The following is a 16,347-nucleotide window of genomic DNA, read 5'->3' on the forward strand; positions in this document are numbered from 1 at the left end:
GCGCCGTTCACGCTGGCGCTGGTGCTCGGCAGCCGCGCCGAGGATGCGTTCCGCCTTGCCATGATCGGCTCCGGCGGCAGCGTCGGGGTGTTCTGGTCGAATGGCCTGGTCGGCACCATCACCACGCTGGCGATCACGCTGCTGTTCTGGCCGGTCATCGACAAGGCGTTCAGTGGGGTAGGCCGGATACTGCGGCCAATGGCTCAAACGCCATGACCCGCCGTCTGGCCCTCAAGAGCATGTGATCCTCCCGAACGGTCGCTCTGGAGAATTCAGCAGTTTCCCTCGCGATGTTACTGCCGTGAGGATGCCGCAAGCACGTCGCACAAGGCGTTCGTCAATCGCGCGCGCGCATACGCATGCGTGAAATCGTGGTCGGCATTGGGGATGATCGAAATCGACGCGTTCGGATAACGGCGCAGCCGCGCGCCCTTTCGTCCCATATAGGTGTGGAATTCACCGAGCGCGTGATCTCCCTCCGAAACCATTATCGCCAGGCGAACGTCGCGATTTGCGAGAGTTTGGAAGCGGCGATGACCTTCGCCATAGAGCTGGCGGCGCGCAAGGATTTGGCTCGGTCTCAACGAGAGGATTTGAAGGAGACGTTTGGAGACGAATGCGATTGGGGCCTTGAGACGCAAGTTGCCTGACAGCAGTCGTCTCAGACTTCGTTTGCTGAACAGCAGCGAAACGGAACCACCGATGGTTCGATGGGCCGATAGTAGCGCCTCTGCGACAGTTTCCCGGGGGTCCCAGACAAAACGCATATTATTGATGACGACAACATTGCGAACGCGCACATCCTGCACCGCTGCCTGGAATGCGGCGTAGGCCCCGCTGCAGCGCCCGACCAGAGCGATCGGGCCGGCATCGAGCTTCGCAACATAGTCGATCGCGTAACGCGTATCGGCAAGTTGCTCGTCCGAGTAAAGCACTTCGGCCGGCGCACCTGCCGAAGCCGGACTGTCGCCGATGCCGCCGGCGTCAAATCTGAACGAGGCGATCCCGCGCTCCGCGAGGGCGCGGGCCTGTTCGACTGCTGCGCGACCCCAGCCGATGTGATAGTCCCGCCCCGAATTGGCCAAAACCGCTATGGCTGACGGCTTGCGACCGAGCGGTTGACACAAGACGCCGAACAACCGGTCATCTGGCCCGAACCGAACGGGTAGTTCTTCATAGTGAGGGCCGGCGATTGGCCGTGCAGGCGTGAGCTCCTTTGTAGGCAATTTGGCGCCTGTCATTGGAGCGGTCACGAGATCGTCGATCCACGACACGATGCGTGCCAGCGTGCCGAGCTGTGGTTCAGCTACAGTCGGGTTTTGCATGATCACTTCATAACCCGCGTAGTCGATCGACGACACATCGGCTCCGAGCGTCTGCAGGTGGTTTCCGAGCGATCTGTCGCGAGACGTTTGTGTACGCTCAACCAGGAGGACCCGTGCGGCGGGGGGCTGAGTGGCCTTGGTGAGATCGATCGCCTTGATGGCTGCGGCTCGGCTGCTTGCCAGTGGAAGACCGGCGACGGTGTAGCCGCTGCCGTCCAAGGGATCGGGTCCGATCCCCATCCGCTCGGTCACCATCCGTGACCAGGCTTGCAATTCACGAAGATAAGAACGGCCCTTTACGGCCGGCGCCATCAGAACCGTCGCTGCGATGCCGGGGGATTCCGGTCCGAGTTGAGCCGCCAGACTCGCGCCAACGCCTTGCCCGACCAGTACGAGTTCGGCGCCGGGATTGTAGTCTCGCAAAAATGTCATGCACTGACGCGCAGCGACGAGCCAATCGGAGATACCGTCAGGCTCGCCAACAACATCGATGGCATCTGCAGTGCCGGGATAATCGAATCTGAGGCAGGCATGGCCTGCTTGAGCAATTTTCTCGGCCAAAGCGCGCCATGTGGCGCGGGTGCACAATTCCTCGTATCCGATAGGCGCCAGCAGCAGCACTGCCTTGCGTCCTTGCCGGTCAATGCAGCTTGAGTGATAGAAGCCGCCGAACGTGTCGAACGTGACCGGTGAGCCATATCGAAAATTCATGATTTGGAAACCATCATCGTTGAACCGGTCCGTCACATCCAGAAAAGCGGGCAGTTATCTGACAAGTCATGGCCCCGTTGGAGTTTGATTTGGTAGCTGACGGTCGATGAACGTGTCATGCGATATCGCATTCCATCATTAATTACGTGTTCGGCTCGATTCGTATCCGGATATTTAACCGCTCGCTAACATCGATTTTGCAACCCATTGGGCTTTACACCGGAACGACCCATTGCATTCGATGCTGTTTACGACTCACGCGTTATTTATCTGATATCACCCGACCAGCTCTGACGACGGCCGGTCGCTTTGAGGCAGCCGTCGATACCTCAATAGCTCTGGAGGAAATCAATGCGTGATCGTGTACGCGCTATCGTCGGATCGATGAACCTCGTCCCTGTTCCGATCGATGGTTTGTCCGACCAGGACAATCTCTTCGATACGGGCATGACGTCGTTCGGTTCGGTTCAGCTGATGCTGGCGATCGAGGAAGAATTCGATATCGAGTTTCCCAATAGTCTTCTCACTCGCAAGACATTTGCGACGCTTGGTGGGTTGATTGCTGCAGTTGAACAGCTCGCCACCCAGAAGGTCTGAGGCCATGATCCCAAACGCGGTGAAGCAAGGCGTTGACCTGTCGCAAGCCGCGTCCTGGCGTGACGTGATGCAGCGGATCGCCAGCGAAGTTGCTTCGCGACATGCGGAGCTCGCAGACCGAACCGCGACGTTTCCTGCACAGACATTTGAAGCTCTTCGCCGCAACGGTATGCTTGGCTTGATGGTGCCCAAGGATCTTGGCGGCCAGGAGCTGGGATTGCGCAAGATCGCCGATCTTTGCGCCATTCTCGCAGGTGCCTGCGGCGCCAGCGGCATGATCTACGCCATGCATCAGATCAAGCTTTCAAGCCTGGTCGCCCATGGGATGGACACCGACTATCATCGCGCGCTGATGCGCGATGTGGCGACAAAGCAGTTGCTCATTGCGTCATCGACCACGGAAGCCGGCATCGGCGGCGATATGCGTGTCTCGAATTGCGCGATCGAGGTCACAGGCGACCGGGTTTCGCTGACCAAGCAGGCGAGTGTGCTGTCTTATGCCACGGAAGCCGACATCATCATGGCGACTGCGCGCCGCAGCCCGACGTCGGCCGGATCCGACCAGGTCCTGATCGCGCTGCGGCGCCACGATTATCAACTCGAACGCACTGCCGAGTGGAATACGCTGGGCATGCGCGGCACCTGCTCCGAAGGTTTCCTGTTGACGGCAACAGCTGGCGCCGACCAGATCTTCCCGAAGCCGTTTCATGAGATCGCCGTGCAATCCATGCTGGCCACCGCGCATGTGCTGTGGGCCAGCGTCTGGTTCGGCATCGCGAGTAATGCTCTGTCGCGCGCGCATGCCTCGGTTCGGGCAACGGCGCGGCGCATGCCGCCCGATTTCGCGGGGCCGCTGCCAGGCGCAGCGCGACTGGCCGAGGCCACCGCGAAATTGCAGGCATTCAAAGCCACGCTCGTCGCTCATATCGAACGCTTCGAGACGGCGAAGCGCGACGACGACGATCTGAACTCGAATAATTTCACGGTCGAAATGAACAATCTCAAGGTCATGGCTTCGAATATGGCCGTCGATGTTGTCCGTGAAGCGTTGATGGTGACCGGCATCGCTGGCTATCGCAATGACGGTCCATTCTCGATCGGCCGCCATCTCAGGGATGTGCTGTCGGCGCCCTTGATGGTGGCAAACGACCGTATCCTCGCCAATACCGCCGGCCTGGTGGTCGCGAGCCGATTTGACTCAGGTCTGGAGTGACATGATGAACGCGCCTGCCAAAGCCGTGCAAAGTCCCGAAGCGTTTCTCGACGCTCTGTTCGACGAGGCGATCCTGATCAGGACCGGCGTCGATGGTCTCTATGGCCGCGCCGGTGTGTTCGAGGAAGTCATCGATCGCTTCGAAGACGCGGTGACGAAAATGGCCGTTGGCGATCAGGCCACCCGGATTCATTTTCCGCCGGGCATGCCACGCAAGAATCTCGAAAAGGCCGGCTACCTCAAGAGCTTTCCGCAACTGGCCGGCTGCGTGCACTCGTTCATGGGCGACAACACCGACCATGCCAAGCTCGTCGGCATGATCGAGCGGGGCGAAGACTGGACCGGGATGCAGGATGCGACGGAAGTCGCCCTGACCCCGGCGGCCTGCTACCCGCTCTATCCCACGGTCGCGGCGGCGGGTCCGGTGCCGGAAGGCGGCCGGCTGTTCGATCTCAAATCATATTGCTTCCGCCATGAGCCCTCGAAAGATCCGGGGCGGATGCAGCTGTTCCGGATGCGCGAATTCGTCCGCATCGGCACCGCGGACGACGTGACGTCCTTTCGTGCCGTCTGGCTTGAGCGCGGTGAACAACTGATCAACGCGCTGGGTCTGCCTTGCGTCATTGATGTCGCGAATGATCCGTTCTTCGGCCGTACCGGACGCATGCTGGCGTCGAACCAGCGCGAGCAGGGGCTGAAATTCGAATTGCTGATCCCGGTCGCCAGCGATGAAAATCCGACGGCGTGCCTGTCGTTCAACTATCACCAGAACCATTTCGGCAGCCTGTGGGGCATGCATTTCGCTGACGGCGAAGTCGCGCATTCGGCCTGCGTCGGCTTCGGCCTGGAGCGGACAGCGCTGGCGCTGTTCCGCCACCATGGCACAAAGGTCGAGGCATGGCCCGCGGATGTCCGACGCGTGTTGTGGGGCTAGGTCTTGCAGATCGCTTGCGCCATCGATGGACTGGATTCGGCAAACTATGTCCGGCATGCACTGCATGATCCCGCGCGCAACTGGCCCGAGACCAATTGCTATGTCGATCTGCTGATCGAGGTGCTCAGCCAGCGCGGGCATGATCCCCGCGCGGCGCTGGCTTTCACGGTCGCGCAGGATTACGAGGGCGACCAGTTCACTTTCTTCAAATTTCCGGCTGCCGATCTCGCACGGCTCTATGGCGTCGAAATTCTGGAGCTTGCGATCTTCGATGAGCTCGAAGAGCACGTGCGCATGCAACTGGCGCGTGGCCGCCTGCCGATGATCGAGGTCGATTCCTGGTATCTGCCGGACACCCGCGGCATTACCTATCGTCACAGCCACAGCAAGACGACGATTGGCGTCAATGTGCTGGATTCGGTCAATCGCCGGCTCGACTACTTTCACAATGCCGGCTACTTCCGTCTCGAAGGCGATGATTTCGACGCGTTAATGCGGCCCGCTCGTGACAACGGTCTGCCGCTGTTTCCCTATGTGGAATTCATCAAGTTCGGTCCCGCGCCGTCTGTACAGGCGCAGATGGAGATATCTCGCACGCTATTGGCGCAGCATCTGCGCCGCCGTCCGTCGCAAAATCCATTTGTGGCCTGGGGCGAGATGATCGGTGCCGACATCGCCCAACTGATGCGACGACCTCCCGAGTGGTTTCATACCTACGCCTTCAGCACATTGCGTCAGGCCGGTGCGAATTTCGAACTGCTGGCGTCCTATCTGGCCTGGTTGCAGGAGGGGCCCGACCCGGCGCTGGAGCGCGCAAGGCTCGCCGCAGAGGCTATCGCCGGCGGCACCAAGATGATGCAGTTTCAGTTCGCCCGTGCTTCCGCTCGCGGCAAAATTCCCGACGTGGCGGATGCCATCAGCCAGCTCGCGACCGACTACGACATCGCTCTCGATAGTCTCATGAACAGTTTCGTTGCTCGCGGCGCCGCGGCATGATCTCCCCTGTGACCTGATCGGCCTGTTGCCATGACCGACATCCGCGCCATGACGGGACGCAAGGTGCAGTCGCTCGACAGCGGCTGGGAACTGGCGCTGTCACTCCCCCAGGCGTGGCAAGAGCCTGGCGCGTCGCGTGAGGCCATCTGGTTGCCCGCCATCGTCCCTGGGACGGCCGCCGGCGCACTGCGGGCCCTTGGTCAATGGAGTTTCGACGAGCCTCAGCCGCTGCACGACAAGGACGTCTGGTACCGGCTCCGCATTAGAGGACAGGGCAAACGCCAGCTGCGCTTCGAGGGGCTCGCGACATTCGCTGAGGTTTTTCTCGACGGGAGGCTGATCCTGACCGGCAGCTCGATGTTCGAGCCGTACGAGGCCGACATCGTCCTCGATGGCGAGCATTGGGTGCATATCGCCTTCAGGAGCCTCGGCCGCGTGCTGGCAGGAACGAAAGGCCGGCGGGCACGCTGGAAGACGATGATGATCGAGGAGCCGCGGCTGCGGTTCCTTCGTACCACGCTGATCGGTCATATGCCCGGCTGGTGCCCACCGGTAGAGGTCGTTGGCCCGTATCGCGAGGTCCTCCTGATCGAGGAGGGGCCGGTCGCGGCCCGCAATGTCGATCTGCGCGCGCAGCTGGAACAAGCCGATGGCGTGCTGTCCATCTCGCTGGATTTGGAAGGCGTACCGGCCGAAGGGCTTCCGGTTCTCCGATGTGCCGGGGCGAGCGCACAGCTCACCCGGTCCGATCGAACAACGACCTGGCAAGGGATGCTGCGCATTCCTGATGTCGCGCTATGGTGGCCACACACCCATGGCACGCCGACGTTACATGCGGTCGACATCCAGATCGGCGACGTCCAAGTCGATCTCGGGAGGACGGGCTTTCGCAAGATCGGACTCGACCGGGGACCCGATGGCCACGGATTTACGATCCTTGTGAACGACGTGAGGATTTTCTGCCGCGGCGCGTGCTGGACCCCGATCGATATCGTCAATCTGCACGCGTCTGATGCCGACTACATCCGAGACCTCAGCCTGGTGCAAAGCGCCGGCCTGAACATGCTGCGCCTGAGCGGCACGATGCTGTACGAGACGCCTGAATTCCATCGCGCTTGCGATGAGATGGGCATTCTCGTCTGGCAGGACGCGATGATGGCCAATTTTGACTATCCATCGGATGCCGGATTCGCAGACATCATCCGCAGCGAGATCACGACGCTGCTGCGCCGACTGAGCGCGTCGCCGTCTTTCGCCGTTATGTGCGGCGGAAGCGAAGTTGGACAGCAGGCAGCGATGATGGGGTTGCCGCGCCAGATGCGTGACACACCGCTCGCCGAGACGGTGATCCCCGAGATTCTTGCGCGATGGTCTGACGCCGTCTATGCGCCAGGTTCGCCGTCGGGAGGAGCGCTTCCGTTCGTGTCCGAAGCGGGGCCATCGCACTACTACGGCGTTGGCGCCTACATGCGGCCACTCGCCGACGCACGCCGAGCCAATGTCCGCTTTGCGTCTGAATGCCTGGCTTTTGCCAACCTGCCGGACGATCGCCAGTTTGCATCCTGTCAACTTGATCCGAGCGCTGATCCGGCCCGTTGGCTGAAGCGTGTGCCCCGCGATGGCGGCGCGTCCTGGGATTTCGAGGACATTCGCGAATATTATCTAACTTCACTTTGGAATGAAGACGGCCGCAGCCTGCGCCACAGCGATCCCATGCGCTGGCGCCAATTGTCGCGAGCAGTCGTTGCCGAGGTGATCGAACGCACCATCGATGAATGGCGCCGCCCCGCGTCCGCAACAGCGGGCGCATTGCTGTGGCTGTGGCGCGACCTGTGGCCCGGTGCAGGCTGGGGTCTTGTGGATTCGGACGGGCGCCCCAAGTCGGCCGTCTACGCGCTTCGGCGGGCTTCCTTGCCACTGCGGCTGTCCATCACCGACGAGGGCACCAATGGCCTTTACCTGCATCTCGTCAACGACACGCCACACGCCGTCACCGGCAGGCTCACTTTGCGCTGCCTGAAAGACGGTGCGATACCGGTGATCGAAGCGGCCCGTGACGTGACGGTCGCAGCCCATGCAGGGCTCTCCATCGGGGCGTTCGACCTGTTTGATCGCTTCTTCGACGCAGGTCACTGTTATCGGTTTGGACCGGCCGCGCATGATGTGGCTCATGCGACGTTCGAGATGCCAATCGCGGGCCAGCCTATCGAGGCTTTCCACTTCATTGGGATCCCCGCGGTCGAATCCAATCTTGCTATTAACGCAGTGCTTGGCGAAGACCGAAACGGTTTCTTCCTGGAACTGCAGACGGACACGACAACACGATTCGTCGAGATCGTGGACGACAGCTTCGTGCCCGACGACAATTACTTCCATCTCGCACCCGGACGCAAAAAAGTCGTTTGGTTCACACCGCACCAAGCGGGCAAACACGTGCGCCCGGCAGGGCGGGTCTCGGTGCTGGGCGGAAGCGGTGACGTCAACTACTGAAGGGACGATCAAGGGGGGCACACCGCGCCACCGCGCTTGACTGGACGTGGGCCTAATCCGGCAATGACGGCTGCGCCAGATATGCCAGCAGCTTCATCTCGCGGCGTCCGCGGGTGACAGTGTCGAGCACGAGGCCCGACGAAAATGAGAGCACGCCGACGATCATCAGGCCGGTCGAGAGCACGGCGGTGGGCAGTCGAGGCACCAACCCTGTTTCCAGATAGGTGACGGTGATGGGAATCGCGAGGCCGATGGAGACGATGCCGAAAAACAGGCCGATTGTGCCGAAGAAGCGCAGCGGCTTTTCCGAACGATAGAGCTTCATGATGGTGCCGAGGATCCGGAAGCCGTCCTTCCACGTGCTGAGCTTGCTGGTGGAGCCCTGCGGCCGCGCGAAATACGGCGTCTCGATTTCAGCGACCGGTAGTGCGAGCTGCAGCGCATGAATGCTCAGTTCGGTCTCGATCTCGAAACCATCGGACAGCACCGGCAAGGATTTGACGAAGCGTCTCGAGAATACGCGATAGCCCGATAACACATCCTTGAAGTTCTGACCGAACGTGATTGACAGAAAGCCGGTGAGCAGTGAGTTGCCGGTGCGGTGGCCAAGGCGATAGGCGGCAATCTGCTGCTCGATGCGGCGGCCCACGACCATGTCGAGGCGACCTTTTAACAGCGCTTCGATCATGGCTGGGGCGGATGTCGCGTCGTAGGTCGCATCGCCATCGACGAGAACATAGATATCGGCATCGACGTCGCCGAACATGCGGCGGACGACATGACCCTTGCCCTGGCCGGGCTCGCTGCGAACGATCGCACCCGCCTGCGAGGCTACTTCCCGCGTGAGATCTGTCGAGTTGTTGTCATAGACATAGATCGTGGCGGCGGGCAGCGCCCTGCGGAAATCGTTCACGACTGTTGCGACTGCGACCTCTTCATTGAAGCAGGGGATCAGGATGGCAACGCGGGGCGGGGCGGTCATGGAGCCTTCCTGCGGGTTCGAGGCGCAGCACGATCTCCGATCGACTGCGCCTGGACGAAGATGTTCTCCCGATCAATGCAGCATCTGGCGTTAATTTTCACAGTACTCGATAGCTCGCGCCTCAGACCACCTTGCCGCGCCGCAATTCGGCAATCTCCTCGGCGTCGAAGCCGAACTCGGCAAGTAGCTCCTCGGTCTGTTCGCCGACTTCCGGGGGACGCGCTGCCATGTGGCTCGGCGTGCGCGACAGCGTGAAGGGCTGGCCGACCAGCGTGATCTTGCGGTTCTGGTCGTTGGGTACGTCCTGGGCGATGCCGAGATGCTTGACCTGCGCGTCGGCGAACATCTGGTCGACGGAGTAGATCGGACCACATGGCACGCCGGCGGCATTGAGGTCGTTGACCCATTCCTCGGTGGAACGCTTTTCCGTGCAAGCGCCGATCGCGGCATTGAGCGCGTCACGGTTCTTGGAGCGGGCAGGGCCGGTGGCGTAATCGGGATTGGTGATCAGTTCGGGGGCGCCGATGGCCTGGGCGCAGCGCTCCCAGATTTTGCCGCCGGTGGTGGCGATGTTGATGTAGCCGTCGGAGGTCTTGAACACGCCGGTGGGGATGCTGGTGGGGTGGTTGTTGCCGGCCTGTTTGGGCACGTCCTGCTCCATCAGCCAGCGGGCGGCCTGGAAATCCAGCATGAAGATCTGCGCCTGCAGCAGTGAGGTCTGGACCCACTGGCCCTGGCCGGAGACATCGCGTTCCAGCAGCGCTGTAAGCACGCCCAGCGCGCAGAACAGCCCGGCGGTGAGATCGGCCACGGGAATGCCGACCCGCATCGGGCCTTCGCCGGGGGCTCCTGTGATCGACATCAAGCCGCCCATGCCCTGCGCAATCTGATCGAAGCCCGGCCGCTTGTGATAGGGGCCGTCCTGGCCAAAGCCGGAGATGCTGCCATAGACGATGCCGGGATTGATCGCCTTCAGGCTCTCGTAATCGATGCCGAGTCGGGCTTTTACGTCCGGGCGAAAATTCTCGACCACCACGTCGGCCTTCTCGACCAGCCGCTTGAAGACGGCCAGGCCGCGGGGGTCCTTGAGGTTCAGTGTCATGGCCCGCTTATTGCGGTGCAAATTCTGGAAGTCGGAGCCTTGGCGCGGCCCGCCGGGCTGTTCCCCCGCGGCATCATCCGACAGCGCATCGATCTTGATGACATTGGCACCCCAATCGGCGAACTGCCGGACCGCCGTCGGGCCCGAGCGGATCCGGGTCAGGTCGAGCACGGTAAAGCGGGAGAGGGCCTGCGAGGCGCGCGGGAAGGGCATTCAGAGGGCTCCGGTGATGCCATGGGTCGGAAGGTCGTCTTTACCTTTCGCGCAAACCGGCGGGCTTGTCATGCCCGGCAATCGCAGGCGGGGCGTGCGTCCCCGTCATCCTGCGCAAAAGTCCAGGTGACCGGGATGCCACAACCGGTTGCAACTGGAGCTCTAGTTTGCGCGGGCACTTGACCACCTGCCTAACCGGTTGAATGCTAAGGCATTATCTGGAGCTATGCGTATGTTTGAAGGTATTCTGTTGGACTCATCGTTTTCGCTGTCGGCTATACGCTGGCGATGCGGGTCATGGCGCGACGGGCGGATGTGCTGCACGGCGAGTTTATTCAGTCGGACGAGCGCATCGCAACGGTTGCGCCGTCACTGTTGGCCGTCATTGCAAATTATCTGCCGAAAGGGCAACTCATGGCAACGCGCCGCTAGACAGCAAGCTGTAGCTATACGCGCTTGTAATCATCCTCGATCCGGACGATGTCGTCCTCGCCGAGATAACTGCCGGTTTGTACTTCGATCAACTCCAGCGGAATCTTGCCGGGATTTTCCAGCCGGTGGATGGCGCCGAGCGGAATGTAGATTGACTCGTTCTCGTGAACGATCTTGACGAGGTCGCTGACAACCACCCTGGCTGTGCCACGCACCACGATCCAGTGTTCGGCACGATGGTGATGCATCTGCAGCGACAGTCTCTCGCCTGCTTTCACCACGATGCGTTTGACCTGATAGCGCGCGCCATGCACGAGTGATTGATACGAACCCCACGGACGATGTACCTTGAGATGGTCTTCAGTGACCTGCGGTGCTGACACCTTCAGCTTCGCGACCAGGCGCTTCAAGCCATTGGCATCCTTCTGGCGCGATACCAGGACCGCGTCTTGCGTCGCCACCACGACGAGATCATCGATTCCTTCCAGTGCAACCACCGGACCATCGCTAGCGACGTGACAGTTGCGCGAGTCCTCGAATACCGCGAGGCCCTGTGCAGCGTTGCCCTGCGCGTCCTTTACAGACAACTCCCAGACCGCAAGCCATGAGCCAACGTCCGACCAGCCGCACGATACCGGCACGACGGAGGCGCGTGAGGTCTTTTCCATCACCGCATAGTCGATTGAGATCGACCGCGCCTTACCGAAGGCGCGGGCATCGAGGGTGAAGAAGTCGAGGTCACGCCCGGCCTTCGCAATAGCCTCGGCGATGTTTTCAACGCTGTCTGGATCAACGTTGCGATATTCGTCCAGCAGCATCGCCGCGCGGAACATGAAATTGCCGCTGTTCCAGAGATAGCCTGCCTCGATATAGCCGGTTGCTGTTGCGAGGTCCGGCTTCTCGACAAATTTAGATACGCTCTTCACGTCGCCGACGATCGGCCGTCCCGGCGAGATATAGCCGTATTCTGTGGCCGGCCGCTCCGGTTTGACACCGAATGTCACAATATGACCGCCGTCGGCGGCGACCAGTCCCTGACGGCAGGCTGCAACGAAGGCGGGCGTGTCCGTAACGACATGGTCGGCGGCAAGCGCCAGCACCACAGCATCCTCGTCGAGAGTCTGCGCGAAGGCGGCGCCGGCAGCGATGGCGGGTCCGGAATCGCGGCGCGCGGGCTCCAGCAGCACATCGGCGTCGAGGCCGATCTCATCAAGCTGCTCGCGTACCATGAAGCGATAGGAGGCGCTGGTAATTACGATGGGACGCTCGAACAAAATGGGGTCCGAGATACGCAGTATCGTATCCTGAAAGGTCGAGCGGGCTCCAAACAGAGACAGAAACTGCTTCGGGCGCCCTTCGCGTGATGACGGCCACAACCGGGTTCCGGCGCCACCACACATGATCAGGGGAATAATGCGTTTGTTCATCAGTTGCCGGACCTCTATCGTCATGCCATTGCCGGAAACCTTCATCCGGTAAAGTTGCCGTATATCAACGACCGGTAATGCCCCGTCAATGGAGCGGAAGCCTGTTCAGGAAGCCTGCGGCGAACGATCGGGGGCTGGCGGCAGCGGTGTTACCGGTCTCTCTGGGTGGATTATCAACGGCGTCAATGCAGGGGAGGTGTGGCGATCCGCCCGGGTGAAGGTCAGACGGCGGCCAAGGCGGATCGAGGGCTCCTCGATGACCTTAACCGACAGCCAAGCGACCGGGATCGTCAGCAGGATAATGATCAGAGCGGTCGCTAATCCGACCTCGATCGGGCGAGCCACGGCCCATGGCTGGCTGCGCAGATAGTGACAGATGACCTCGAGAAAGACGACGTTGAAGAGATAGAAACTGTAGCTGATACGTCCAAGAAAGACGGATAGGGGTCTTTCAAGCAAAACGCCGAATGAGCCGCCCTTGCCGTAGTAAAGTGCGGTCACCAGTGCTGCCGCAGCGACGTGCTGAAGGGTTGATCTGAAGATTATCACAATCAGAAGAGCCACGAGCCAGCCCCACGGCGGCAGCCAACGCGCGATCCAGATGCCAGCTCGCGTCGGGATCAGCGCGCCGAGCGCGAAGCAGACCCAGAATTGCTTGAAGTACGTCATGTAGGGTTTCAGCCAGGCCGCCTTAAATATCAGAACAAGGGCGAGCGATATGGCAAACAGGCCCCATTCGCCGCCCAGCCGGAATCCGGCATAAGCGAGCAGAAGAAAGATCGCTGCAATGAACTCGACGTTCAACGTCCAAGTCGCACCGTTGATAGTGATTTCATAGAGGGTAGCATTCAGGATAAACCTGTCGAATGAGACAGGAATGCCCGCGGGAGGAAATACGACTGCGCAAGCGACAAGACAGGCGAACAGTGCGGGATAAATGCGCAGGAAACGGCGTAGCAGAAACTTAACCGACATCGGTGCGAAGCGTTCGGTATTGTGCCGCAAGCTGTTGAAGAGAACCGCTCCGCTGAGAACAAAGAAAATGACGACGGCGGTCTCGCCGTTGAACAGCTTGAGCACGATCTTTGTCGCGCGCCCGTAGGTGTCGTCGATCTTTAGAATGCTTTCGTAGAGAATGCGTGAAATCTGGGTCGGATCGATGCCCAGAATGGTATGGAACACTACGACGACGAGAGCTGCGTATCCTCTGAGGCCGTCCAACTGGTTATTCCGGTTGGTGTCCAATGGAGCTGCAGGAGCCTTCGATTGCATTTAAAACGTACTCGATCCGATGTACTGGGTGCGGAGGGCGTGATCAACTTCTACTCTGGGGCCATAGTGCCAAATCGGATGGCTCGAACAAGGTATTAGACACCTATGCGAAGCATTGTGCTAGGCGCTACCGGCGTCGTCGGGGGACACATTCTTGAACAACTGCTGCAGTCCGGCGAAATGCCGTTTGCATTGTCGCGTTCCCCGCCGACGCAAGACGCCCGCAACGTGTGCTGGTTGCGCGGCGATCTAACCGACCTTTCGACACTAGCTCTTCCTGATTTTTCCACAATATATTGTACTGCCCATGCGGGCTCGCTCGCGGCCGGGCTTCCACATCTGCTAGGTCCGAGCGTTCAGCGCGTTGTGCTTTTCACGTCCTCCAGCGTTGTTACCAAGCTCAATTCCGATGTGGCGTATGAGCGTGAGGGACTTCAACGGCTGGCTGCAGGTGAGGCGGCGACGATTGCGTTTTGCGAAGAGCGAGGCATCGCATGGACGGTTCTGCGCCCGACCATCATCTACGATGAAGGACGCGACGTGAATATTTCGCGGCTTGCCCGGCTAATAGCGAAATTTGGTGTATTGCCCCTGGCGGGGTGGGGAGACGGACTGCGGCAACCGGTGCACGCGCAGGATCTGGCCGTTGGTGCGCTTCAAGCCGCAGCCAGTCGGGCGGCTCGGAACAAGATCTATGCGCTGCCGGGGGGGGATACGATCAGCTACCGCGAAATGGTCGGCCGGATCTTTGACGGACTCGGGAAGCCGCGACGGATCGTTCCCGTCCCAGTGGCGCTTTGGCGGGTGGCTTTCTTCTTACTGCAGCGCTGGCTCCCGAATGCGAATGCCTCCATGGGAACCCGGATGTCGAAGGACATGATCTTCGATGGGGCGCCCGCGCGCGACGATTTTGGCTGGAATCCCCGTGGATTTCGTCCGCGCTTTCACGGCAAGCTAGGATGAATACTAACGCATCTGGAGATACCTGATGCACCAAAATGTAATGATCAAAGTGCCTTGTCTACCGTGTAGGCGTCGATCATTTCGTCAACGGTGCCCGTTGCTCTAACCTGCCCTTTGTCCATCCATACGGCCTTGTTACACCAGCGCTTGCAGATATCCGGACTGTGGGACGCAAGCACCAGAACATTGGCGCTTTCAACAAAGGATTCGATGCGGTGTTGGGCTTTTGAAAGAAACCCTGCATCCCCCGCTACGATCCACTCGTCCATTAGCAAGATTTCGGGCGCGAAACAGGTTGCGATTGCGAAGGTCAGGCGGGTCATCATGCCTGATGAATAGGTCCGAACGGGGATGTCCAGATAGTCGCCGAGCTCGGTGAATGCGACGATGCTGGGCATCTGTTCTTCGATCTCCTGCGAAGTCAGTCCCAGGATGAGGCCGCGTAGTCTAATATTGTCGTAGCCGTTCACCTCGCCATCAATGCCCAGGCTGATGTCGAACATAGGAGAGATTCTTCCGCGAGTTCTGACAACGCCTGCGACAGGTTCATAAATGCCTGCCATGGCACGCAGGAGCGTCGTTTTGCCCGCGCCATTCGAGCCGACGAGCGCAACGCGATCACCTGCCCGGAAGCTCAGCGAAACATCGCGGAGCGCTTCGACTGTAATGCGCTGATTGGCGTCGCTGGCTAGCTGCCCACCTGAACCACGAAACAGCAGGCTCTTTTTCAATGAGCGAGAACCGCCGTGATAGATTGGAAAAGAAATGCTGACCTTCTCGAGCTCCAGCAGCGCCTCATCCGTGAAGGTGTTTCCTGCGATTTGCATATTTGTTAGACCCAGTAGGAAATACGCGAACGAAAGCGTATGAAAAACGCGCCCCCAACACCTAGGTTGATGATCGTAATCAATAGCACGGCCGCATAGTTCTTCATGGAAGGTGTGGTGCCAAGTAACGGAGCGCGGACGATCTCGATAAGGTGGTAGAAAGGATTCAGGTCGGCGATGTAACTCCTGCTCTTCAGCAATTCCGGCTTCCAGAAAATTGGCGTGACGAAGAAGACGATCTGTACCACAGAGTTAATTAGCTGCGGGATGTCGCGGAAGCGCGCCGACAGCATTCCAATGAAAAGCGTAGCAAGTGCGCCGTTGAGCACGATGAAGAACAGTCCCGGAATCGCCAGCAACATCACGGGCCCGGGCCAGATCTGAAAGTACAGCAACACGCCGAAGTAAATGACGAAGTTGTGCGCGAAGATGACCAGCTTGCTCCAAGTGGATCGAAGCACATAGACGGTGAAGGGTAATCGGATTTGCTTAATGTAAGATTCCGCGCTTGTGAATAAACCACCTCCCTCCGTCAAGAAGCTGGATAGGAATGTCCAGATAAGAAGGCCGACGCAGAGGAATGGCAGAAATTCGTCGATTGGCATTTTGAAGAGCTCGGCGTAGACGACGCCAAGGGCGACGACCATTATTGCCATGCTGGCGGTCAGCCAGAACGGACCCAGTAGCGACCGTCGATAACGTTGGAGAATGTCATTCCAGCCGAGCGTCGCCCATAGATGCCACATTGCCAATCCCGAGGTAATATCGGCGATTGCGAGGGCGGGTGCGCTGTCCCGGCCACTGTGGCTAACAACGGGGGGGATCGAGCTTCTATGCGCGTGCAGCATTTGTGACATGTGTAG

The 16,347-nt window shown here is 60.0% G+C and carries 14 protein-coding genes and 1 pseudogene; 8 read left to right on the top strand and 7 right to left on the bottom strand.

The window, feature by feature from the left end; all coding sequences use genetic code 11:
- Window positions 1-216: pseudogene (locus tag ACEK02_RS30385) on the top strand (tripartite tricarboxylate transporter permease); the annotation flags it as partial.
- Window positions 217-293: 77 nt separating this feature from the next.
- Here the strand turns inward: ACEK02_RS30385 and ACEK02_RS30390 are convergent.
- Window positions 294-2,036, bottom strand: coding sequence for a serine aminopeptidase domain-containing protein (locus ACEK02_RS30390; RefSeq protein WP_371425150.1), 1,743 nt, complete (start codon window positions 2,034-2,036; stop codon window positions 294-296).
- A gap of 351 nt (window positions 2,037-2,387) precedes the next feature.
- On the opposite strand from ACEK02_RS30390, the gene ACEK02_RS30395 reads away from it, so the two are divergent.
- The 5 genes from ACEK02_RS30395 to ACEK02_RS30415 all read left to right on the top strand — a co-directional run bounded on the left by ACEK02_RS30395 (window position 2,388) and on the right by ACEK02_RS30415 (window position 8,266).
- Window positions 2,388-2,633 (top strand): acyl carrier protein, encoded by a 246-nt coding sequence (locus ACEK02_RS30395; protein ID WP_371425151.1) that lies wholly within the window; start codon window positions 2,388-2,390, stop codon window positions 2,631-2,633.
- Between the two features lie 67 nt (window positions 2,634-2,700).
- Window positions 2,701-3,846: an acyl-CoA dehydrogenase family protein gene (locus ACEK02_RS30400; RefSeq protein ID WP_371425185.1), complete on the top strand. Its 1,146-nt coding sequence runs from the start codon at window positions 2,701-2,703 to the stop codon at window positions 3,844-3,846.
- 1 nt (window position 3,847) lies between these two features.
- Window positions 3,848-4,780: an amino acid--[acyl-carrier-protein] ligase gene (locus ACEK02_RS30405; RefSeq protein WP_371425152.1), complete on the top strand. Its 933-nt coding sequence runs from the start codon at window positions 3,848-3,850 to the stop codon at window positions 4,778-4,780.
- A gap of 3 nt (window positions 4,781-4,783) precedes the next feature.
- Window positions 4,784-5,776, top strand: coding sequence for a DUF1839 family protein (locus ACEK02_RS30410; protein WP_371425153.1), 993 nt, complete (start codon window positions 4,784-4,786; stop codon window positions 5,774-5,776).
- A gap of 30 nt (window positions 5,777-5,806) precedes the next feature.
- Window positions 5,807-8,266 carry a glycoside hydrolase family 2 protein gene (locus ACEK02_RS30415; RefSeq protein ID WP_371425154.1) on the top strand — a complete coding sequence of 820 codons (2,460 nt, stop codon included), beginning with the start codon at window positions 5,807-5,809 and terminating at the stop codon, window positions 8,264-8,266.
- 52 nt (window positions 8,267-8,318) lie between these two features.
- Here the strand turns inward: ACEK02_RS30415 and ACEK02_RS30420 are convergent, their stop codons facing one another.
- Both ACEK02_RS30420 and ACEK02_RS30425 read right to left on the bottom strand, forming a co-directional pair.
- Entirely contained in the window at window positions 8,319-9,248 is a 930-nt protein-coding gene (locus ACEK02_RS30420; RefSeq protein WP_371425155.1) for a glycosyltransferase family 2 protein, read from the bottom strand.
- 121 nt (window positions 9,249-9,369) lie between these two features.
- Complete coding sequence (locus ACEK02_RS30425) at window positions 9,370-10,563, bottom strand: CaiB/BaiF CoA transferase family protein (RefSeq protein ID WP_371425156.1); 1,194 nt, start codon at window positions 10,561-10,563, stop codon at window positions 9,370-9,372.
- A 297-nt stretch (window positions 10,564-10,860) separates the two neighbouring features.
- Here ACEK02_RS30425 and ACEK02_RS30430 point away from each other — a divergent pair, with 297 nt between their 5' ends.
- Complete coding sequence (locus tag ACEK02_RS30430; RefSeq protein WP_371425157.1) at window positions 10,861-10,995, top strand: hypothetical protein; 135 nt, start codon at window positions 10,861-10,863, stop codon at window positions 10,993-10,995.
- Window positions 10,996-11,009: 14 nt separating this feature from the next.
- Here ACEK02_RS30430 and ACEK02_RS30435 read toward each other — a convergent pair whose 3' ends face one another.
- Together ACEK02_RS30435 and ACEK02_RS30440 are read right to left on the bottom strand one after the other, a co-directional pair.
- Window positions 11,010-12,422 (bottom strand): mannose-1-phosphate guanylyltransferase/mannose-6-phosphate isomerase, encoded by a 1,413-nt coding sequence (locus tag ACEK02_RS30435; protein ID WP_371425158.1) that lies wholly within the window; start codon window positions 12,420-12,422, stop codon window positions 11,010-11,012.
- 105 nt (window positions 12,423-12,527) lie between these two features.
- Window positions 12,528-13,694 carry an acyltransferase family protein gene (locus tag ACEK02_RS30440; RefSeq protein WP_371425159.1) on the bottom strand — a complete coding sequence of 389 codons (1,167 nt, stop codon included), beginning with the start codon at window positions 13,692-13,694 and terminating at the stop codon, window positions 12,528-12,530.
- A gap of 105 nt (window positions 13,695-13,799) precedes the next feature.
- Between ACEK02_RS30440 and ACEK02_RS30445 the strand changes: the two genes are divergently transcribed.
- Entirely contained in the window at window positions 13,800-14,657 is an 858-nt protein-coding gene (locus ACEK02_RS30445) for an NAD-dependent epimerase/dehydratase family protein (protein ID WP_371425160.1), read from the top strand.
- 44 nt (window positions 14,658-14,701) lie between these two features.
- Here the strand turns inward: ACEK02_RS30445 and ACEK02_RS30450 are convergent, their stop codons facing one another.
- Both ACEK02_RS30450 and ACEK02_RS30455 read right to left on the bottom strand, forming a co-directional pair.
- Window positions 14,702-15,484 carry an ABC transporter ATP-binding protein gene (locus ACEK02_RS30450; protein WP_371425161.1) on the bottom strand — a complete coding sequence of 261 codons (783 nt, stop codon included), beginning with the start codon at window positions 15,482-15,484 and terminating at the stop codon, window positions 14,702-14,704.
- Between the two features lie 5 nt (window positions 15,485-15,489).
- On the bottom strand, window positions 15,490-16,341 hold the full coding sequence (locus ACEK02_RS30455; RefSeq protein ID WP_371425162.1) for an ABC transporter permease: 852 nt from the start codon (window positions 16,339-16,341) through the stop codon (window positions 15,490-15,492).
- Window positions 16,342-16,347: the final 6 nt, after the last annotated feature.

The sequence above is a fragment of the Tardiphaga sp. genome, assembly GCF_041424195.1.
Taxonomy (GTDB): Bacteria; Pseudomonadota; Alphaproteobacteria; order Rhizobiales; family Xanthobacteraceae; genus Tardiphaga.

What these genes read in the sequence shown, in the direction of transcription:
- ACEK02_RS30390 (WP_371425150.1), bottom strand. Translation starts at nt 2,036, where the DNA reads ATGAATTTTCGATATGGCTCACCGGTCACGTTCGACACGTTCGGCGGC.
- ACEK02_RS30395 (WP_371425151.1), top strand. Translation starts at nt 2,388, where the DNA reads ATGCGTGATCGTGTACGCGCTATCGTCGGATCGATGAACCTCGTCCCT.
- ACEK02_RS30400 (WP_371425185.1), top strand. Translation starts at nt 2,701, where the DNA reads ATGCAGCGGATCGCCAGCGAAGTTGCTTCGCGACATGCGGAGCTCGCA.
- ACEK02_RS30405 (WP_371425152.1), top strand. Translation starts at nt 3,848, where the DNA reads ATGATGAACGCGCCTGCCAAAGCCGTGCAAAGTCCCGAAGCGTTTCTC.
- ACEK02_RS30415 (WP_371425154.1), top strand. Translation starts at nt 5,807, where the DNA reads ATGACCGACATCCGCGCCATGACGGGACGCAAGGTGCAGTCGCTCGAC.
- ACEK02_RS30420 (WP_371425155.1), bottom strand. Translation starts at nt 9,248, where the DNA reads ATGACCGCCCCGCCCCGCGTTGCCATCCTGATCCCCTGCTTCAATGAA.
- ACEK02_RS30425 (WP_371425156.1), bottom strand. Translation starts at nt 10,563, where the DNA reads ATGCCCTTCCCGCGCGCCTCGCAGGCCCTCTCCCGCTTTACCGTGCTC.
- ACEK02_RS30430 (WP_371425157.1), top strand. Translation starts at nt 10,861, where the DNA reads ATGGCGCGACGGGCGGATGTGCTGCACGGCGAGTTTATTCAGTCGGAC.
- ACEK02_RS30435 (WP_371425158.1), bottom strand. Translation starts at nt 12,422, where the DNA reads ATGAACAAACGCATTATTCCCCTGATCATGTGTGGTGGCGCCGGAACC.
- ACEK02_RS30440 (WP_371425159.1), bottom strand. Translation starts at nt 13,694, where the DNA reads ATGCAATCGAAGGCTCCTGCAGCTCCATTGGACACCAACCGGAATAAC.
- ACEK02_RS30445 (WP_371425160.1), top strand. Translation starts at nt 13,800, where the DNA reads ATGCGAAGCATTGTGCTAGGCGCTACCGGCGTCGTCGGGGGACACATT.
- ACEK02_RS30450 (WP_371425161.1), bottom strand. Translation starts at nt 15,484, where the DNA reads ATGCAAATCGCAGGAAACACCTTCACGGATGAGGCGCTGCTGGAGCTC.
- ACEK02_RS30455 (WP_371425162.1), bottom strand. Translation starts at nt 16,341, where the DNA reads ATGTCACAAATGCTGCACGCGCATAGAAGCTCGATCCCCCCCGTTGTT.